The sequence below is a fragment of the Ensifer sp. LC163 genome, assembly GCF_001695855.1.
Classification (GTDB): Bacteria; Pseudomonadota; Alphaproteobacteria; order Rhizobiales; family Rhizobiaceae; genus Ensifer.
Window position 1 is genome coordinate 21,019 of the sequence record NZ_MBSS01000010.1, and the last position, 16,032, is coordinate 37,050.

Sequence of the window (16,032 nt, forward strand, 5' to 3'; positions counted from 1 at the left end):
GGCCTCAGCGTGTGGCATCGCGAAGACGCGGATCGATGACCGCATAGGCGATATCGACGAGCGTGTTCAGCGTGACGAAGATGAAAGAGACGATGCACAGGTAGCCTGCCATCACCGGGATATCGAGGAAGGTCACCGCCTGGATGAACAGCATGCCCATTCCCGGCCATTGGAATACGGTCTCGGTGATCAGGGCGAAGGCGATCAGCGATCCGACATTCATCGCGGTCATGGTGACGACCGGCATCAGACAGTTTCGAAGCGCGTGCCGGAAGTTGATGCGCCACCGCGGTACGCCGCGGGCACGGGCGAACTTCACGAAATCCGAGCGCAGCACCTCCATCATCTCGGCGCGAACGAGCCGCATGACGAGGGTGATCTGATAGAGCGCAAGCGCAAAGGACGGCAGAAGCAAGGAAGCGCGCCCGGATGCGGTCAAGAGGCCGGTGCTCCACCAGCCGATCTGGACGACGTCGCCGCGGCCAAAGGCCGGCACCAGACCAAGCGAAACGGCAAAGACAAGGATCAGCAGAATGCCAACGACAAAACTCGGCAGGGAGACACCGATAATGCTCACGAACTGCAGGCCCTCCGAATACCAGCGGCCGCGATGGATCGCCGTCAGAACGCCGAGCGGAATGCCGATCAGCAGCGACAGGACCGTGGCCACCAGAGCCAGTTCGATGGTGGCAGGGAAACGTTCGGCGATCAGCGTCATCACGTCCTGGCCGTTGCGGTAGCTGATGCCGAAATCGCCTTGGGCCGCGTTGACGACGAAGCGCACATACTGGCTCAGGAACGGATCGTTCAGACCGAGCTTTTCGCGCAGTTCGAGCCGGTCGGCCTGCGACATCTGTTCGTTGGCCATCAATTCGACCGGGTCGCCGGCGAAACGAAAGATCATGAAGGCCATCAGCGCGACGGCAAGCATGACCAGCACGGCATTAGCCAGCCGCTTGATGAGAAAGACAATCATTGGGTTTCCCGCTCAATGAGAAACCCCGACAGAGCAGGCTCTGCCGGGGCAATGTGGGCTCAATCACCGATACGGGTCAGCCAGTGGCGCGGCTTGTTGTCGGCGCGGATGGTGACGTCGGTCACTTCCTTGGACATAGCCCATGCCATCGGCTGCTGATGCAAGGGGATCATGATGACCTGATCCTTGGCAAATTTCAGCGCTTCGGTTTCGATTGCCAATCGCTTGTCGCGATCCATTTCGACGGCGGCCTTCTTCACCATTGCGTCGAGTTCGGGATAGGACCAACCGCCATAGTTGGCGACGCCGGCCGCACCTTCGCGGGTCGAAAGCACCTGGATCAGGATCGAATAGGCATCGAGCGTCGGCTCGTTGGCCCAGCCGATCATGAAAGCGTCGGACTTGCCGCCGGCGCGCTTCGGCGCCTGCACAGCGCGCGGACCGATATCGAGCGTTGGCTTGAGGCCGACACGCGACAGCATCGAAACGAGCGCGCTGCAGACGTCTTCCTCGTTGACGCTTTCGTCGTTCATGCAGACGAGCGTGAACTCGGTGCCGACGGCCCCCGCTTCTTCCAAAAGCTTCTTCGACAGTTCCGGATCGTAGGCGGTCGGCACGTCGAGTTCGGCGCTGTAGCCCGGGATTTCCGGCGCGACCATGGTGCCGGCCACGTGCGACTTGCCGCGCATCACGCGCTTGAAGATCAATTGCCGGTCTATCGCGTGATCGATCGCCTGGCGGACCTTGATGTCGTTGAAGAAGTTTTCGCGGCCGTCAGCGAGCTTGTCCTTACGGTTGAAGACGAGGTGGATCGTGCGCAGGTCGGAGCGCTCGACAACCTTGATGTTCGGATCGCTCTTCAACCGATCGAGATCCTGCACGGGCGCGCCGTCGGTAAGGTCGATCTCGCCCGACAGGAGGGCGGCGACGCGGGTCGCGGCCGACGTGATCGGCGTGAATTCGATGCGATCGAGATTGTGCTTCGGCGTATCCCACCAGCCGTTATTCTTGACGAGCACGGTCTTGCTGTCCGGCACACGCGATTCAACGATGAACGGCCCGGTGCCGTTGGTGTGATAGGTGGTGTAACCCTCGACCTTGCCGCCGACATCGGTCGGCAATTCGGATTTGTTCTCGATCAGCCAGTCCTTGTCGAACATGAAGATGTTGGTCATGTCGTTGAGGAACAGCGGGCTCGGCGAATTCACTTCGATATCGACTGTGTAATCGTCCACCTTCGTCGTGGAGACATAGGCCGGAATGTTGCCGCGCAGGGGCGACGTCGGGTGGCTGACGCGTGCCATCGAGGCAAGGACGTCGTCGGCGGTAAAATCGGCGCCGTTCTGGAACTTCACGCCCTTGCGCAGGTGAAAGCGCCAGACCTTTTCGGAGACCAGTTCCCACTTGGTGGCGAGTGCCGGCTCAACGACGAATTCCGGCGTGTAGCGCGCCAGACCCTCATAGACGTGATTGAGGAAGGCCAGGTTCGACGTGCTGCCGTAGGAATATGGGTCGAGCGAGAAGATATCCCGCGGGCTGCCCCAGCGCAGCGTTTCGGCCGATGCCGTCGAGGCGAGAAAGGCGAATGCCAACCCCGCAAGGAGATGCTTTCTCAGTTTCATGTGGTTCCCTCTGTTTTTCTCATCCGTCGCCGTGCCGACCCTGTCGGTCCGCGATCCCTCGATCGCTGAGGCTGACAACGCTAGATTTGAAGTTGTTGGCGTTAATGTCAACTATTTTGTCGACAATTTTGTTGGCAAGAATTAACGGGTGCCGTTTTATGGGGAAAAGCGGCGCGAATTCAGCGGCTTTGAAGCGGCGGCCTCTTGCAGACCTGACGCGCGACGCGGGTTGCCAGCCTACTTTTCCCGGCAGGGTGCCGTTAACGAAAGGCACGATGGGCTGAGCGAAGAGCCATCTCGGCAGACCGCATGCGGCCGCGACACAAAAACAGCCCGCCCCGCCATGGTCGGATGACCGGACGGGACGGGCTGTAATTCGTTCGAAACGGCCGATCGATCGCGAATCGAGGGCTGGCTCAGCTTTCGCGAAAAGCTCGACTGACCTGATCCATCAGCGGCTTGATGAAATAGGACGCAACACTGCGCTCGCCCGTGGTAATGAACGTTTCGACCGGCATGCCGGGCATCAGGGAGACATTGCCAAGCCTTTGGATCTCTTCCGGCGCGATCGCGATCCGCGCGAAGTAGTAGCTCGCACCAGTCCGCTGGTCGACCGACACATCGGCGGACACCCGTTCGACCGCGCCAAAAATTTCCGGCGTCGTCTTCTGGCTGAAGGCGGAGAAACGCAGGATCGCCCTTTGCCCGGAATAGATCTGGTCGATATCCTGCGGCACCACCTTGGCCTCCACGACGAGCTTGTCGATGTCCGGCACGATCATCATGATCGGCTCGCCGGGAGCAACCACGCCGCCAACGGTGTGAACGGCGAGCTGGTGCACAGATGCCGTTCTGTGGCGCAATGATATCGACCCGCTTCAGCTGGTCTTCGGCCGCAACCTTGCGCTCGACATATTCGCCGATCCGGGCATCCATTTCACGCAGGTCCGTTCTGACCTCCTCGGCCCATTGCTCGTCAACCTGAATGATCTGCAGCGATGTCTCGGCGATCTTTTCGTGCACACCGGCGCCGCCGGCCAGCAGCCTGCCCATCTCGCCGTCGATATCGGTTGCCTGGCGCTCGAGCGTGCTGAGACGGCTCTTTTCCATCAGCCCTTTGTCGTGCAGGAAGGTGTAACGACCGAGTTCTTCTTTGATCAGGATTCGCTCGCGGCTGCTGGCGGTCCGCTCGGCCTCCATGCCGCGGATCTCGTCGTTCAACTGCTGCACGCGCCGCTCCAGTTGTCGCTTCTTGCTCTCGCGCACATCCCTGCGGCTTTCATAAAGTTGTTGCTCGGCGTGCATCATTGCAGCAAGGTCCGGATCTCCGGCGCGCGACACGAGCGTTTGCGGGAAGGCATTCCTTCGTGCCGATCGACGATGCAAAAGAGATCATCGACGAATATGCGATCTGCCTGGCGGAGCGCCGCCATTTGCCGCTGATCCGCGGTTTCATCGACGAGGCAAGCCGCCTGTTTCCCGACGTTGGCGAGACGTTTCGCATGCCACTTCCTTCTCAGAAAGCTATAGCAAAAACAATAAATTCGGCATCATCTATGACACAATAGATTAAAGCTTCCGTTCGTTGACGTAACGGTAGCCTCAGAGCTTGGCGGCAGCGCCGAAGCCCGTGAGAAAAGACGTCAGATTGTCGGCCAGCGCATCGCAGAGATAGCCGCCCTCCTGAACGATGGCCGTCGGCAGGCGCAAGTCGGCGATCGCCGCGCCGATTCTTGCGAAGCCTGATGTCGACACCGACAGGCCGCCGAAGGGGTCGCCCTCGAAGGCATCGAGGCCGAGCGCCACCACCAGCGCGTCCGGCGCGTAGGCGCGGATCCGGCGGAAGGCGACGTCGAGGGCCGCAAGGAATTCCGCGTCGCCGGACTTGCGCTCCAGCGGCAGATTGAGGTTGTAGCTAAGGCCGGCCCCCTCGCCGCGCTCGTCGGCATGTCCCCAGAAGAAGGGGTAGAAGCGTACGGGATCCGCATGGATCGAGACCGTCAGCACGTCGGAGCGTTGGTAGAAGATACCCTGCGTGCCGTTGCCGTGATGCAGGTCGATATCGAGGATCACGACACGCGCCGCATTCGACAGAAAGCGCTGCGCCGCAACGGCGGAATTGTTGAGGAAGCAGAAGCCGCCGGCGACGTCGGCAAAAGCGTGATGTCCGGGTGGGCGGCAGAGCGCATAGGCGGCGCGATCGCCAGCCATCACGGCGTCTGCAGCATCGACCGCGCTCCAGGCGCTCCAGCGCACGCTCTCCCAAGTTTCTCCGGAGATCGGACATGCGGTGTCCGCCATGTGATATCCGGCCTGCCCCACCGCGGAAGCCGGGTATCTGCCATCACGCGCCAGCGGGTGGATGTTCGGGATCACCTCGTCGGAAGCTTCGGCGATCCGCTGCCAACGGGCGTAGATATGTTCGAGGAAGTCGAGATATTCGGGCGTATGCACGGCGGCAATCGGGCCAAGGCCGTGATCGCGCGGCCGAAGCATCGTGCATCCGGCATCGCGGGCCCCAATCAGCAACCGCTCCACCCGCTCGGGCTGCTCCGGGTTCGGCTGCGGCGCACCACTCGAAAGGAAAGCCTTCGGATCGTGTCGCTTCTGTTCCTGTGCGTAGAAGGCTTTCATGCTCTCTCCAGCTCCTTCGTCTTCAAATTTCTAGCCCCTCGGCGAGTGCCACGAAGGCCCCGCCATAGGCGGCATGCGCGCGATCTTTCGTCTGCCAGATGATGCCGAGACGCTCGTAAAGGCGCTGCGCCGGCACGTTCTCTCCGTCGACTTCCAGCCGCAGATAGTCCCCGCCGCGCGCCTTGGACCATGTCGCCACTTCGCGAAGCAGGCGCTCGCCGATACCAAGGCCACGGAAGCGGTCATCGACATACAGGTCCTGCACGAAGACGCCCGGCCGCCCGCGCCAGGTCGAGAAGATCGGAAAGAACAGGCAAAGGCCGGCAAAGCCTCCATCCACCTCGGCAATTAAACTGCCGAAAGCAGCGTCCGGACCGAAGCCGAACCGGCGGTAGTCGTCCACTGAACAGGTGACTTTATCCGCCATATCGAGCCCGCGCCCCATCGCCAGGATCGCCCTGTGTATGGCGCCGGCGTCCTCGATTTTACCCGCTCGAATGCGGATATCCGCGATCATGCTCTGCGTCGTCGTCACTTCTATCCCCTTTCACTGCCGGCGGCCGACGACCGCAGGCAAAGCGTGCCCGAACCGCCGGCGTCAGAATGCCACCTGATCTCCGCCTTTGAGGCCGAGAAGATCACGCGCCTCCTTAGGGCTGGCAACCTCCAGTGACAAGGCGTCGAGAACCGTGCGGATACGGTGAACCTGTTCGGCGTTGCTGGTCGCAAGTTGACCGCGGCCATTGTAGAGGCTGTCTTCCAGTCCCACACGCACGTTGCCGCCCATCGCCGCCGCCATGGTGATCATCGGCATCTGATGCCGGCCGGCGGCAAGTACCGAGAACGAGTAGTCGTCGCCGAAGAGCTTGTCGGCGATCCGCTTCATGTGCGTCAGGTTTTCGGGGTCGGCGCCGATGCCGCCCAGAATGCCGAAGACGAACTGAATGAACAGATGGCCGGAGACCAGTCCACGGTCGCGGAAATGCGCCAGCGAATAGAGATGGCCGACGTCGTAGCATTCGAATTCGAACCGCGTTCCGCATCCCTGACCCAGCCGGGTGAGGATGAACTCCATGTCGGCAAAGGTGTTCTTGAAGATCGAGCTGCGGGTCGCCTCCAGCAGTTCCGGCTCCCAATCGTGTTTCCACGCGGTCGGTTTGTCCAGCGCCGGAAACAGGGCAAAGTTCATGGATCCCATGTTGAGCGAGCACATTTCCGGCTCGGCCCGCATTGACGCCGCCAGACGATCTTCAAGCGCCATCAAGGACGAGCCGCCGGTAGAAATGTTCACGACTGCGTCGGTCGACTGCTTGATGCGCGGCAGAAACTGCATGAACAGCGAAGGGTCGGCGGACGGGCGTCCGTCAGTCGGGTTTCGCGCATGCAGGTGCAGGATCGAGGCGCCGGCCTCGGCCGCTGCGATCGCCTCTGAGGCGATCTGGTCCGGCGTGATCGGCAGGTGGGGCGACATGGTCGGCGTGTGCACCGAGCCCGTCACCGCGCAGGTGATGATGACCTTCCTGCGCGACGTCTTGGTTTTCGTCATGATGTCGATCTCAGCGGTTGGCGGGAAGGTTGAGCTCGTCGGCAAGCTGCTCGAGCACGTCGCCGAGGATGGCGACGATCTCGCCAATCTGCTCCCTGGTGATGATCATCGGCGGGCAGACCAGGAAATGATCGCCTTCGACGCCGCCCCGGGTGCGGCGGGAATAGATAATCAGCCCGCGCTCATAGGCGAGATCGACGACCCGCTGATGCGCGTTCAATTCCTTCGGCAGGGGCTTCATCGTCTCAGGGTCCGAGACGAACTCGGCTGCGAGCAGCAGGCCCTTGCCTCTGACGTCACCGATGAAGGGGAACCGCTCGGAGAGCGCGACCAGTTCGGCCTTGAGCGCGTCGCCCATGGCGGCTGCATTGTCGATGAGGCCGAGCCGATCAATCTCGTCGAGCACCGCAAGCCCGGCAGCGCAGGCAAGCGGATTGCCGGCATAGGTGAAGCCATGCTGGAAACCGCCGGCGTCGAGCACCGGCTGAACCAGCCTCGACGGCGCTGCCATCGCGCCCAGTGGGCAATAGCCCGAGGCGAAGCCCTTCGACAGCGCGATCAGATCCGGTCTGCAGCCCCAATGGTCGCCGCCGAGGAATTTTCCGGTGCGACCGGCTCCGCTCATGACCTCGTCGTGGATCAGCAGGATACCGTATTTGTCGCAGATTTCGCGGATGCGCTTGTAGTAGCTGTCGGGTGCGACCAGGGCGCCGGTCGACGCACCGCCAATCGGCTCCATGATGAAGGCCAGCACGCTTTCAGGGCCTTCGGACTGGATCCTGTCTTCCAGCATGTCGGCATATTTGATGCCGCGTTGCTCCATCGAGAGATTGTCGCGATCGAGATAGGCGGTCGGCGCCGGCACTTTCGGCATTTCGCGCATCATTGGCGAGAACGGATCGGAGAACGCCGCATAGCCGGTGACCGCCAGAGCGCCGAGCGTGCCGCCGTGGTAGGACGGGAAACGGGAGATCACCTTCCAGCGATCCTTCTGGCCGGTCGCAACCGCCCATTGGCGGGCGAGCTTCAGGCAGGATTCGACCGCTTCGGACCCGCCGGAGACGAAGAAGATCTTGTCCATGCCTTCGGGCAGCTTTTCGGCAGCGCGACGGGCCAATTCTTCCGCCGGTTCGTTTTCGAAGTGAAGGCGATAGGCGAAGGTCACGCGATCCATCTGCCGTTTCATCGCCTCGAGCACGTTGCGATTGCCGTGGCCGATATTGACCACCATCGCACCGCTCGAACCGTCGATTACCCGACGGCCATCCTGGTCCCAGAGGTAGATGCCCTCGGCCCGGTCGACCAGCGGCCGGCGAAGACGCGACTGGTAGAACAGGTGTGAAGCGGGCCGTTCGTTGGAAGCTGTCGTCTTGAGCATGTCCGGTCTCTGTCAGCGTTTGAGGTAACGGTTAAGAACATTGGCGGTGACGCGCTCGACCATCGCGTCGCCACGTTTCAGGGCTGCTACCCATTCGCAGCTGCCGGCGTGGAACACCTCGCCCTTGCCGCGCGGGAAATTGACGATCATGCCGCAGCCGCGCTTGATCCGATCGACGGCCGCCTCGTCGGCATCGCCGATCAGCGTTTCGGCGACGAACTTCGCGTCCGCGTCGGAGAGGAACTGGTCGTCGGCGGGAATGTCGGCACTCTCTTCCTTCAGCGACGACATGCCGAGCGCCAAAATTTCCAGGCCGTCCGGGGCGCCGCTATCTGGCGTCGCTTCCGGCAGGCCACCCCGGATGACGTAGTCGAGGCCGTCGACCTCGTAGCCGAAGGCATGACCTTCCGCCCCGAGGATGTCGCCATAATAGATGCCGGTTCCGGCAAAGGCCCAATGCTCCGGCCGGTAGACCGGGAAGCCGCGGGCGCCGCGCGGGGCGCAGCCGCCCCAGCCGACATAGAGCCCACGCGTGGCATTGAGCCCGAAGGTCGAGGCGCCGGGGCGGCCGATCTCCGCCGCTTCCCAGGAACCGGAGGTTCGTGTCGGATCGGCGGAGCGGTAGGCCGGGTCTTCGGCGCGCGAACGATATTTGTAGCACACCTGCCGCTTGCCGCCGTCCTCCAGGCGCGTCTGCCACATGAAGTTGCCGGCAAAGCGCGCGGCATGGCCGCCCCGCTCGACATAGGTGTCGACCGCGTCGCGCATCTCCCAGGTCCAGTATTCGTCGTGGCCGACGAAGACGACGCAATCGTAACCGTCGAGGATTTCCGGGTTGAAATGCAGTTCGTGCTGGCTGGCGAGATCGACGCCATAGCCTTCACGCTCGGCCCAGCGGAAGAAATGGCTGTCATAGCTCGCCCAGCCGGAAGAGGCATATTTCTTGGAGTAGCCGTTGGCATAGGCCCATTCCATATGCGGGTAACGTGGCGCCACTGCCATCGGCGAGTAGATCTCGAGCGGCACCCGCGGCGCATCGGCTGGCAGCTTTACGAAGCCGCGGCAGAACGGCCGCTCGATGCTGACCGTCGTTGCATATTGATCGCGGTTTGGGCCGGTGATGCCCTGGTAGTGGTTCGAGCCACCCCAGGTATTATAGGACGTCCAGGATCCCGTCGCCGCCACCTGCAGTACGCGACCCGGTTTGCGGCCGGCCTCGGGACGGACGATGAAGAGGTGGTGACAGCGAGTGGGCGCCCCGTCGCGGCCTTCGGCTGTCAAGGTGATGCGATAGGCGCCGGAGGACCAATCCTCGCCCACTTGGAATTCAAAGGTCGTCTCCCAGCCGCAGCCGACCACCGAGCATTGATCCGGCGTATCCTGCCACCGCGCGGCGATGCCCTGCCGCTTCAGGACCGCCGTCTCGACGGCGCCGTCGCGCACGATTTCCAGCTCGAATTGGGCTGCGGTCGAGCTTGCCTGAAGCCGGACGGTCGCACCCGGCGGGTAGGCATAGGCGTCGGTGTAACACCAGATTTCGCCACGCTCGCCATCCATTCCGGGGTATTCGTAGTAGTGGCCGAGCACCGCATCACGGCGCTGCTCCGGCGTCAGCCCGAAATCGGGGAACTGATTGCTGGTCGTCTTCATCGCATCCATCACGCCGCCAGATACTTCTTCAAGAAGGCCCGCGTGCGCTCCTGTTTCGGCTCGCGGAAGATTTCACCCGGTGCGCCCTGCTCGACAACGACGCCGCCATCCATGAACAGCACGCGGTCGGCGACCTCACCGGCAAAGCGCATCTCATGCGTGACGATCAGCATGGTCATGTGCTCGGCAGCGAGCTGCTTCATTACCGCATTAACCTCGTCGACGAGCTCGGGGTCGAGCGCCGAGGTCGCCTCGTCGAAGAGCATGACCTTCGGCTGCATCGCGAGCGCCCGGGCAATGGCAACACGTTGCTTCTGACCGCCGGAAAGCCGCGAGGGATAGGCATCGACCTTTTCCGCCAGCCCGACTTTCGACAGGAGCTCGACAGCAAGCTCGCGTGCAGCAGCCTTCGCCATGCCCTTCAGGATGATCGGCCCCATCGTGACGTTTTCGTTCACCGTGAGGTGCGGGAACAGATTGAAGTGCTGAAACACCATGCCCATCTGCTGGCGAACCGCATTGATGTGGCGCTCGAAGGCCCGGCCGCGCAGGTTCTGGTTGACCTGGACACCGTCGAGCCAGACCTCACCGCCGTTGAGCGTTTCGAGATGATTGATCGAGCGCAGGAGCGTGCTCTTGCCGGAGCCGCTTGGGCCGATGATGGCGACGATCTGGCCGCGGGCCACCGACAGGTCGATGCCCTTCAGGACCTGAAGTTCGCCATAGGCCTTGCGGGCAGCCTTGACTTCGACCATGGGTCGCTGGGCGGTCATCGTGATACCTCCACGTTCTGTTCGACCCGGCGCAGACCCGCTTCGAGGACGAGGTTTAGGATGTAATAGAGTGCTGCGACCGTGATGTAGAACTCGAACGGCCGGAAGGTCTCGCTGATCGCGAGCTGCGCGGCGTGGACCAGTTCGGCAATGCCGATGATCGACACCAGTGACGATTCCTTCAAGAGCACGATCAGGTTGTTGCCCATGGCCGGAATGGTGTTGCGCACGGCCTGCGGCACGATGAAGTAGCGCAGGGTCTGAAAGCGGCCGAAGCCGAGGCTGCGCGCTCCTTCCGCCTGCCCGACATCCACCGCGACGATACCGGCGCGCAGAATGTCGGCGTTGTAGACGGCAAAATGCAGACCGAGGCCAATGATGCCGGCGACAAGTGCCGGAATCTTGAAGCCGAGCTGCCCGAGCCCGTAGTAGATCAGGAACAGTTGCAGCAGCAGCGGCGTGCCCATGAAGAGCCACATGAACGCCCGCACCGGCAATGCCACCGCTTTTGGCGCATAGAGGACAACGAGGGCAAAAACGACACCGAATATGAAGCTGATTGCGGCCGCCGAGACGGTAAGGACAACAGTCCACCAAACCCCCATCCAGAGGATTTCGGCATAGGGCGGAACGACGCTAAAATCGAGACCTTGCATGTGCGCTTCTCCCTCAGGCTATGGCGTAGCGCCGGTCGATGAGATCGACGATCCGCGCGACAACATAGACGATGAGCATGTAGAGTACGGCGGCAACGCCGAAGATCTCGAACGGCTTGTAGGTCGAGCCGATATAGCGCTGGGCAGTGTAGGTCAGCTCGACCACGGATATCGTCGATACCAGCGCCGACCCCTTCACCAATGCCACGGCATTGACGCCAAGTGGCCGGATCATCAATCTTGCCGCCTGCGGCAACACGACCTTGCGCATCGTCTGGAACCGGCTGAAGCCGATCGAACGCGCAGCCTCGGTCTGGCCGCGATCGACCGACAGGATCGCGCCGCGGATGGCTTCGGCCATATAGGCGCCGATGTTGAGCCCGAGCCCGATCACGCCGGCGGCGAAAGGTTCCAGATTGATGCCGATCTGTGGTCCGCCGAAATAGAGGACGAAAAGCTGAATCAGGCACGGCGTGCCGCGAAACAGGCTGACATAGGCGGAGCCGAAGGCGCGCAACGGCAGAGAGCGCGACATCTTTGCCGCCGCCACGAGAAAGGCGACGACGAGCCCCAGGGCCAGCGAAAGCACCGATATCTCGATCGTGATCCACGCCGCTTCCACGAAGAACGGGAAGACGCGCTGCACCAGCGAAAAGTCCATTGGAAAACTCCGGGGGGAGAAAGTAACGGTCTCCGGCCGCGACCGTCAGCGGGCGGCCGGAGACGTTAGAAGCGAGGGACTAGCGAATGTCGCTGCCGACCCATTCCATGGCGATCTTCTCGTAGGAGCCGTCTGCCAGCATATCCTCGAGCGCCTTCTGCATTGCAGCCTTCAGTTCCGGGTTGTTCTTGCGGATGGCGATGCCGATGGCGACGCTGCCGCCTTCGATGTCCGGCGTTTCGAGCCGACGGACCTTCTCACCGGTTTCCTTGACGGCAACCATGACAGGAATGTTGTCGACGACGATCGCATCGACGCGGCCGCTCTTCAGTTCCATCATCAACTCGGGCAGGCCCTTATAGGTGCGCACGTCCCAGCCGCCCTGTTCGCGGGCCCACTTCTCGTGGGTTTCACCGAGCGTCACGCCGAGCGTCTTGCCCTTGAGTTCGTCGAGTTTCTGAACGGCGGAGCCTTCGGCGACGAAGACGGCGCGGCCGGCATGATAGTACGGGCCGACGAAATCGACGACCTTCTCGCGCTCCGGCGTGATGGTCATGGAGCCGACGACCGTGTCGTATTTGTTGGCGAGCAGGCCCGCGATGATGCCGTCCCATGCCGTCGTTACCAGCGTGCCCTTGACGCCGACGCGTTCAGCGATCGCCTGGCCGATCGAGGCGTCGAAGCCGACGACCTGGTTCTGTTCGTTGACGAAGTTGAAGGGTGGATATTGCCCGCTCATCGCGATCTTCAGTTCGCCCGCAGACTTCACGGCCTCGAGGTCGTCAGCGCGCGCCGACACTGCGGAGAAAGTTGCGGCAATGGTAAGCGTTGCGGCCAAAAGGCCGGAGAAAATGGTCTTCATGAAATGTTCCTTGCTCCTCTGGACGAATGCGCCTTCTCGTGCGCTTGGGACGGGCATCGAGGCGCCTTCCGAATTTCATGATTGCCTTTGCATCAGCATTGCGCAAATAGATAATGGGAATAGAGGGCATAGATTTCAGGAATGGTAACACCCCGATCTGAACGGCTCGTATGGGAGCTCGACTGGAACCTCCTGCGCACCTTCGTGGTGATCGCGGAGGTGAAAAGCATTACGCGTGCGGCGGAGCGGCTGAACCTGAAGCAACCGAGCGTCAGCAACGCGTTAAAACGGCTGGAGGACCGGGTCGGGCGCCGGCTCGTCGAGCGCGATGCGACACGCTTCGACCTGACCGAAGTCGGCCAACTTCTCTACGAGCAGGCGGTCGAAGTCTTCGGGACCATATCCCAGCTGCCGCAACTGGTGCGCGGGGTCAGCGACGATGTGACCGGGCATGTGACGATCGCCGTCGCCAGCCATGTGGTGTCGCCGATCTTCGACCGTGCACTGATGGAGTTCCACCGCAACTATCCGCGCGCGACGCTGAACATCTCGGTGGCAGCAAGCGGCGAAGTCACGCGCCAGGTGCGGGAGAAAAGGGCTTCCTTCGGCCTCTGCCTCGTCAGCGTGCGCGACCCGGCGCTGGATTATCTCCTGGTCTTTCGAGAGTTCTTCGGCTTCTTCTGCGGCCCGCACCACCGGCTGTTCGGGGCGAAGGGTTTGAAACTCGGCGACCTCAAGGGCGAAACGTCCGTCTCGTTTCATACCGATCATATCGCCGACGCACTGCGACCCGTTGCGCTTCTGCGCAGCGAAGCCAAGCTTAACGCCAATGTCGTTGGCGTCTCCTCCAGCCTTGAAGAGGTTCGCCGCATGATCATAGCGGGCCTCGGCGTCGGTCCTTTGCCGCTGCATGTGGCGCGCCGCGACGTGGCCGATGGTGTGCTGTGGCGGCTGCCGCCTTATGAAGCACCGCCTGCCATCGACATCTTCATGCTGACAAATCCCGACAAGGCGATGAACCGCGCCGAAAAGGCGTTGATCACCGGGCTGCAGATGCTGATCGCGGAAACCCCGGTCGAAGAGCGGATCTACCCGGACTGACGAACCGTCGGCCAATGACAGATCACGCTTGAAGCAATGCTTCTGCACGGGCGCGAGCCGTCGGCTCCAAAGCCATTGCCGTGCGCGCCGAAAGGTCGAAGCGAACGGTCACGGTTCGGTTGACGGCATGGACAACGTCATCCAGCGTGCCCGACATGATCTGCTCGAAGGTCACCGAGGAACGACCAAGCTTGACGACCCGCGAACGGATGGTGATCAGCGTGCCGGCCTTCGTCTCGTGCTTGTATTCCACTTCCGACCGCACGTCCGCCCAGCCCTTGACCGGCTCGCTTTGAGCATCGAGCCCGGCAATATGGCCGAGCAGCTGGAAGCTCGCATCATCGAACATCGCCGCATAGTGGCGGACGTTCATGTGCCCCATCGTGTCGCACATCCACGGATGCGCAACGCCGACATAGGTGGTCAAAGGCTGGCTTGGCATCTGCGGACCTCGCTGAAGGATAGTCTGGACGAAACGGCTGAGAGATAGCGGATGACAAAGCCGCCTGTCCATGCCGTGCCCGCGCCAACTGCTCCTGCGCGCGGCGGACAGGTATGGAAATATCGGTGGGTAAGGGCCGGCCACGCGAACACACCCCCTAGGCGCTCACCTGCGACCTCCCTAGGCTGCGCTCCCCAGACGAACTGGGAAGTCTGCAAGGAGCATGATCGTGAAAGTATATCTGGCCGGGCCCGAAGTGTTCCTGAGCAATGCCGTGGAGATCCAGGCGCGCAAAGCCGAGCTTGCTCGTGCGGCCGGCTTTACGCCGCTCGTGCCCGGCGACCTGGAAATTCCGCCGGCCGAAACCAAGCATGCCCGCGGCGTCGCCATCTACGGTGTGGATGAAGGCATGATGCTGGCCAGCGACATGATCATCGCCAATCTGACGCCGTTTCGCGGCATCAGCGCCGACGTCGGCACGGTCTTTGAGGTCGGCTTCATGTGCGGCCGTGGCCGCCATGTCTATGCCTACACCAACACCTCGCGAAGCTATTATGACCGCATCCTCCACGGCCATTACGGTGGCAAGGCCGCCATGCGCCCGGACGGCCGCATGGCTGGACCGGACGGCCTGAGCATCGAGGATTTCGACATGGCCGATAATCTGATGCTCGATGGCGGCATTCTGGCGCGGGGCGGAACCTTCGTGAAGCGCGAGGTGGCCGAAGCCGACCGCCTGACCGACCTCGAGGCATTCAAAGAGTGCCTGGCGCTCGCCGCCAAGCGTCATCTCAGCTGAGATGATCGCCCTCGCTCAGTCGACCGGGCAAGGCCAATTAGCCGGAACGGATAGCCCGGCCGGCAGTTTGGTGGCACTGTCGCCGCATGTCAGGTTGACCTGCTCTTGCTCGAGCCCGGTCGCGGCAGACAGGTCCACACCTTCGATACGCGTCAGGAACATGAACGCATCGGTGAAGTCGATCGGGCCTTCGAAGGTGGAGCCGCTGAATGTGGCGCGCGACAGGTTGGCCATCGGGAAACGTGTGCCCGTCAGAACCGCCTTCTCGAAATTGGCGCGCCCGAGTTCGGCCTTCTCGAAGTCGGCGCCCGTCAACTTGGCGCCGCTGAAATTCGTCCGCTGCAGCTCGGAACTATTGAAGGAAGCGCCTTCCGCCGAGATGCCGGCGAAACTGCTTCGGTAGGCCTCGACCTTGGCGAAATTCGCCTTGTCGGCTCTGGCGCCGGCCAATGACGAACGCACCAGTGTCGCCTTTTCCAGGTTTGCCGCCGTAAGATTGGCGTCCCTCAGATCCGTCAGGGTAAAGTCGGTACTGACGAGATTGCCACCCTCAAGGTCGATGCCGCCGAGCATCAATTGTTTCTTGTTGCAATCGCTCCAGTCGACGCCCGGCGCCGACGTCCCCTTGCAGTTCGCGGCATAGGCAAAATTCGAGAGGGTGAGCGTCACCAGGAATGCAGACAATCCGATGGCCGAACGTTTGCCGCAGGCGCGCACGACGTGTTTGATCCCGACTGTGTCGCCGAACCCACCCTCCCCGGTTGCGACAGATGATCGAATGGGCTTTGGCTTGGGGATCTGCATGGCGCTGCTCCACGGCCCTTAACGTGGACCGGTTCTGTTGCATTTCTCATTTGCGCGCCTTGGCGGCGAAAAATAGCCGCAGGATGGCGCGTCACGGCTTAAGCGTATGACATTGTTGCTGTTCGCGC

At 62.1% G+C, this 16,032-nt stretch carries 17 protein-coding genes; 3 read left to right on the plus strand and 14 right to left on the minus strand.

The features are described 5' to 3' along the window. Positions 1-4 precede the first annotated feature (4 nt). The 3 genes from BC360_RS08780 to BC360_RS32655 all read right to left on the minus strand — a co-directional run bounded on the left by BC360_RS08780 (position 5) and on the right by BC360_RS32655 (position 3,440). Positions 5-976 (minus strand): ABC transporter permease, encoded by a 972-nt coding sequence (locus BC360_RS08780; RefSeq protein ID WP_065783587.1) that lies wholly within the window; start codon positions 974-976, stop codon positions 5-7. A 59-nt stretch (positions 977-1,035) separates the two neighbouring features. Next, entirely contained in the window at positions 1,036-2,598 is a 1,563-nt protein-coding gene (locus tag BC360_RS08785) for an ABC transporter substrate-binding protein (RefSeq protein ID WP_065794946.1), read from the minus strand. A 416-nt stretch (positions 2,599-3,014) separates the two neighbouring features. Then, positions 3,015-3,440: an HlyD family efflux transporter periplasmic adaptor subunit gene (locus BC360_RS32655; protein ID WP_244512693.1), complete on the minus strand. Its 426-nt coding sequence runs from the start codon at positions 3,438-3,440 to the stop codon at positions 3,015-3,017. A gap of 127 nt (positions 3,441-3,567) precedes the next feature. On the opposite strand from BC360_RS32655, the gene BC360_RS32660 reads away from it, so the two are divergent. Then, on the plus strand, positions 3,568-4,041 hold the full coding sequence (locus BC360_RS32660; protein ID WP_244512694.1) for a hypothetical protein: 474 nt from the start codon (positions 3,568-3,570) through the stop codon (positions 4,039-4,041). A 159-nt stretch (positions 4,042-4,200) separates the two neighbouring features. On the opposite strand, the gene BC360_RS08795 is transcribed toward BC360_RS32660, so the two are convergent. The 9 genes from BC360_RS08795 to BC360_RS08835 all read right to left on the minus strand — a co-directional run bounded on the left by BC360_RS08795 (position 4,201) and on the right by BC360_RS08835 (position 12,758). Then, positions 4,201-5,232 (minus strand): histone deacetylase family protein, encoded by a 1,032-nt coding sequence (locus tag BC360_RS08795; RefSeq protein WP_065794947.1) that lies wholly within the window; start codon positions 5,230-5,232, stop codon positions 4,201-4,203. Between the two features lie 22 nt (positions 5,233-5,254). Continuing rightward, positions 5,255-5,749: a GNAT family N-acetyltransferase gene (locus BC360_RS08800; protein WP_065794948.1), complete on the minus strand. Its 495-nt coding sequence runs from the start codon at positions 5,747-5,749 to the stop codon at positions 5,255-5,257. Positions 5,750-5,830: 81 nt separating this feature from the next. Further along, complete coding sequence (locus BC360_RS08805; protein ID WP_065794949.1) at positions 5,831-6,778, minus strand: 3-keto-5-aminohexanoate cleavage protein; 948 nt, start codon at positions 6,776-6,778, stop codon at positions 5,831-5,833. A gap of 10 nt (positions 6,779-6,788) precedes the next feature. Continuing rightward, on the minus strand, positions 6,789-8,156 hold the full coding sequence (locus BC360_RS08810; protein WP_065794950.1) for an aspartate aminotransferase family protein: 1,368 nt from the start codon (positions 8,154-8,156) through the stop codon (positions 6,789-6,791). A 12-nt stretch (positions 8,157-8,168) separates the two neighbouring features. Beyond that, a complete protein-coding gene (locus BC360_RS08815) occupies positions 8,169-9,806 on the minus strand; it encodes a N,N-dimethylformamidase beta subunit family domain-containing protein (RefSeq protein ID WP_065795024.1) in 1,638 nt (545 codons plus the stop codon). Positions 9,807-9,814: 8 nt separating this feature from the next. Beyond that, a complete protein-coding gene (locus BC360_RS08820; protein WP_065794951.1) occupies positions 9,815-10,579 on the minus strand; it encodes an amino acid ABC transporter ATP-binding protein in 765 nt (254 codons plus the stop codon). Beyond that, entirely contained in the window at positions 10,576-11,235 is a 660-nt protein-coding gene (locus tag BC360_RS08825) for an amino acid ABC transporter permease (protein ID WP_065794952.1), read from the minus strand. The genes BC360_RS08820 and BC360_RS08825 overlap by 4 nt, the downstream gene beginning before the upstream one ends. A gap of 13 nt (positions 11,236-11,248) precedes the next feature. After that, positions 11,249-11,896, minus strand: a complete 648-nt coding sequence (locus tag BC360_RS08830) for an amino acid ABC transporter permease (protein WP_065794953.1) — start codon at positions 11,894-11,896, stop codon at positions 11,249-11,251. A gap of 79 nt (positions 11,897-11,975) precedes the next feature. Further along, complete coding sequence (locus BC360_RS08835; RefSeq protein WP_065783580.1) at positions 11,976-12,758, minus strand: ABC transporter substrate-binding protein; 783 nt, start codon at positions 12,756-12,758, stop codon at positions 11,976-11,978. A gap of 141 nt (positions 12,759-12,899) precedes the next feature. On the opposite strand from BC360_RS08835, the gene BC360_RS08840 reads away from it, so the two are divergent. Then, positions 12,900-13,859, plus strand: a complete 960-nt coding sequence (locus BC360_RS08840; protein ID WP_065783579.1) for a LysR family transcriptional regulator — start codon at positions 12,900-12,902, stop codon at positions 13,857-13,859. 22 nt (positions 13,860-13,881) lie between these two features. On the opposite strand, the gene BC360_RS08845 is transcribed toward BC360_RS08840, so the two are convergent. Then, complete coding sequence (locus BC360_RS08845) at positions 13,882-14,301, minus strand: acyl-CoA thioesterase (RefSeq protein ID WP_065794954.1); 420 nt, start codon at positions 14,299-14,301, stop codon at positions 13,882-13,884. A gap of 223 nt (positions 14,302-14,524) precedes the next feature. Here BC360_RS08845 and BC360_RS08850 point away from each other — a divergent pair, with 223 nt between their 5' ends. Beyond that, a complete protein-coding gene (locus tag BC360_RS08850) occupies positions 14,525-15,100 on the plus strand; it encodes a nucleoside 2-deoxyribosyltransferase (protein WP_065794955.1) in 576 nt (191 codons plus the stop codon). 15 nt (positions 15,101-15,115) lie between these two features. On the opposite strand, the gene BC360_RS08855 is transcribed toward BC360_RS08850, so the two are convergent. After that, on the minus strand, positions 15,116-15,904 hold the full coding sequence (locus tag BC360_RS08855; protein WP_083222491.1) for a pentapeptide repeat-containing protein: 789 nt from the start codon (positions 15,902-15,904) through the stop codon (positions 15,116-15,118). Between the last annotated feature and the right edge of the window lie 128 nt (positions 15,905-16,032).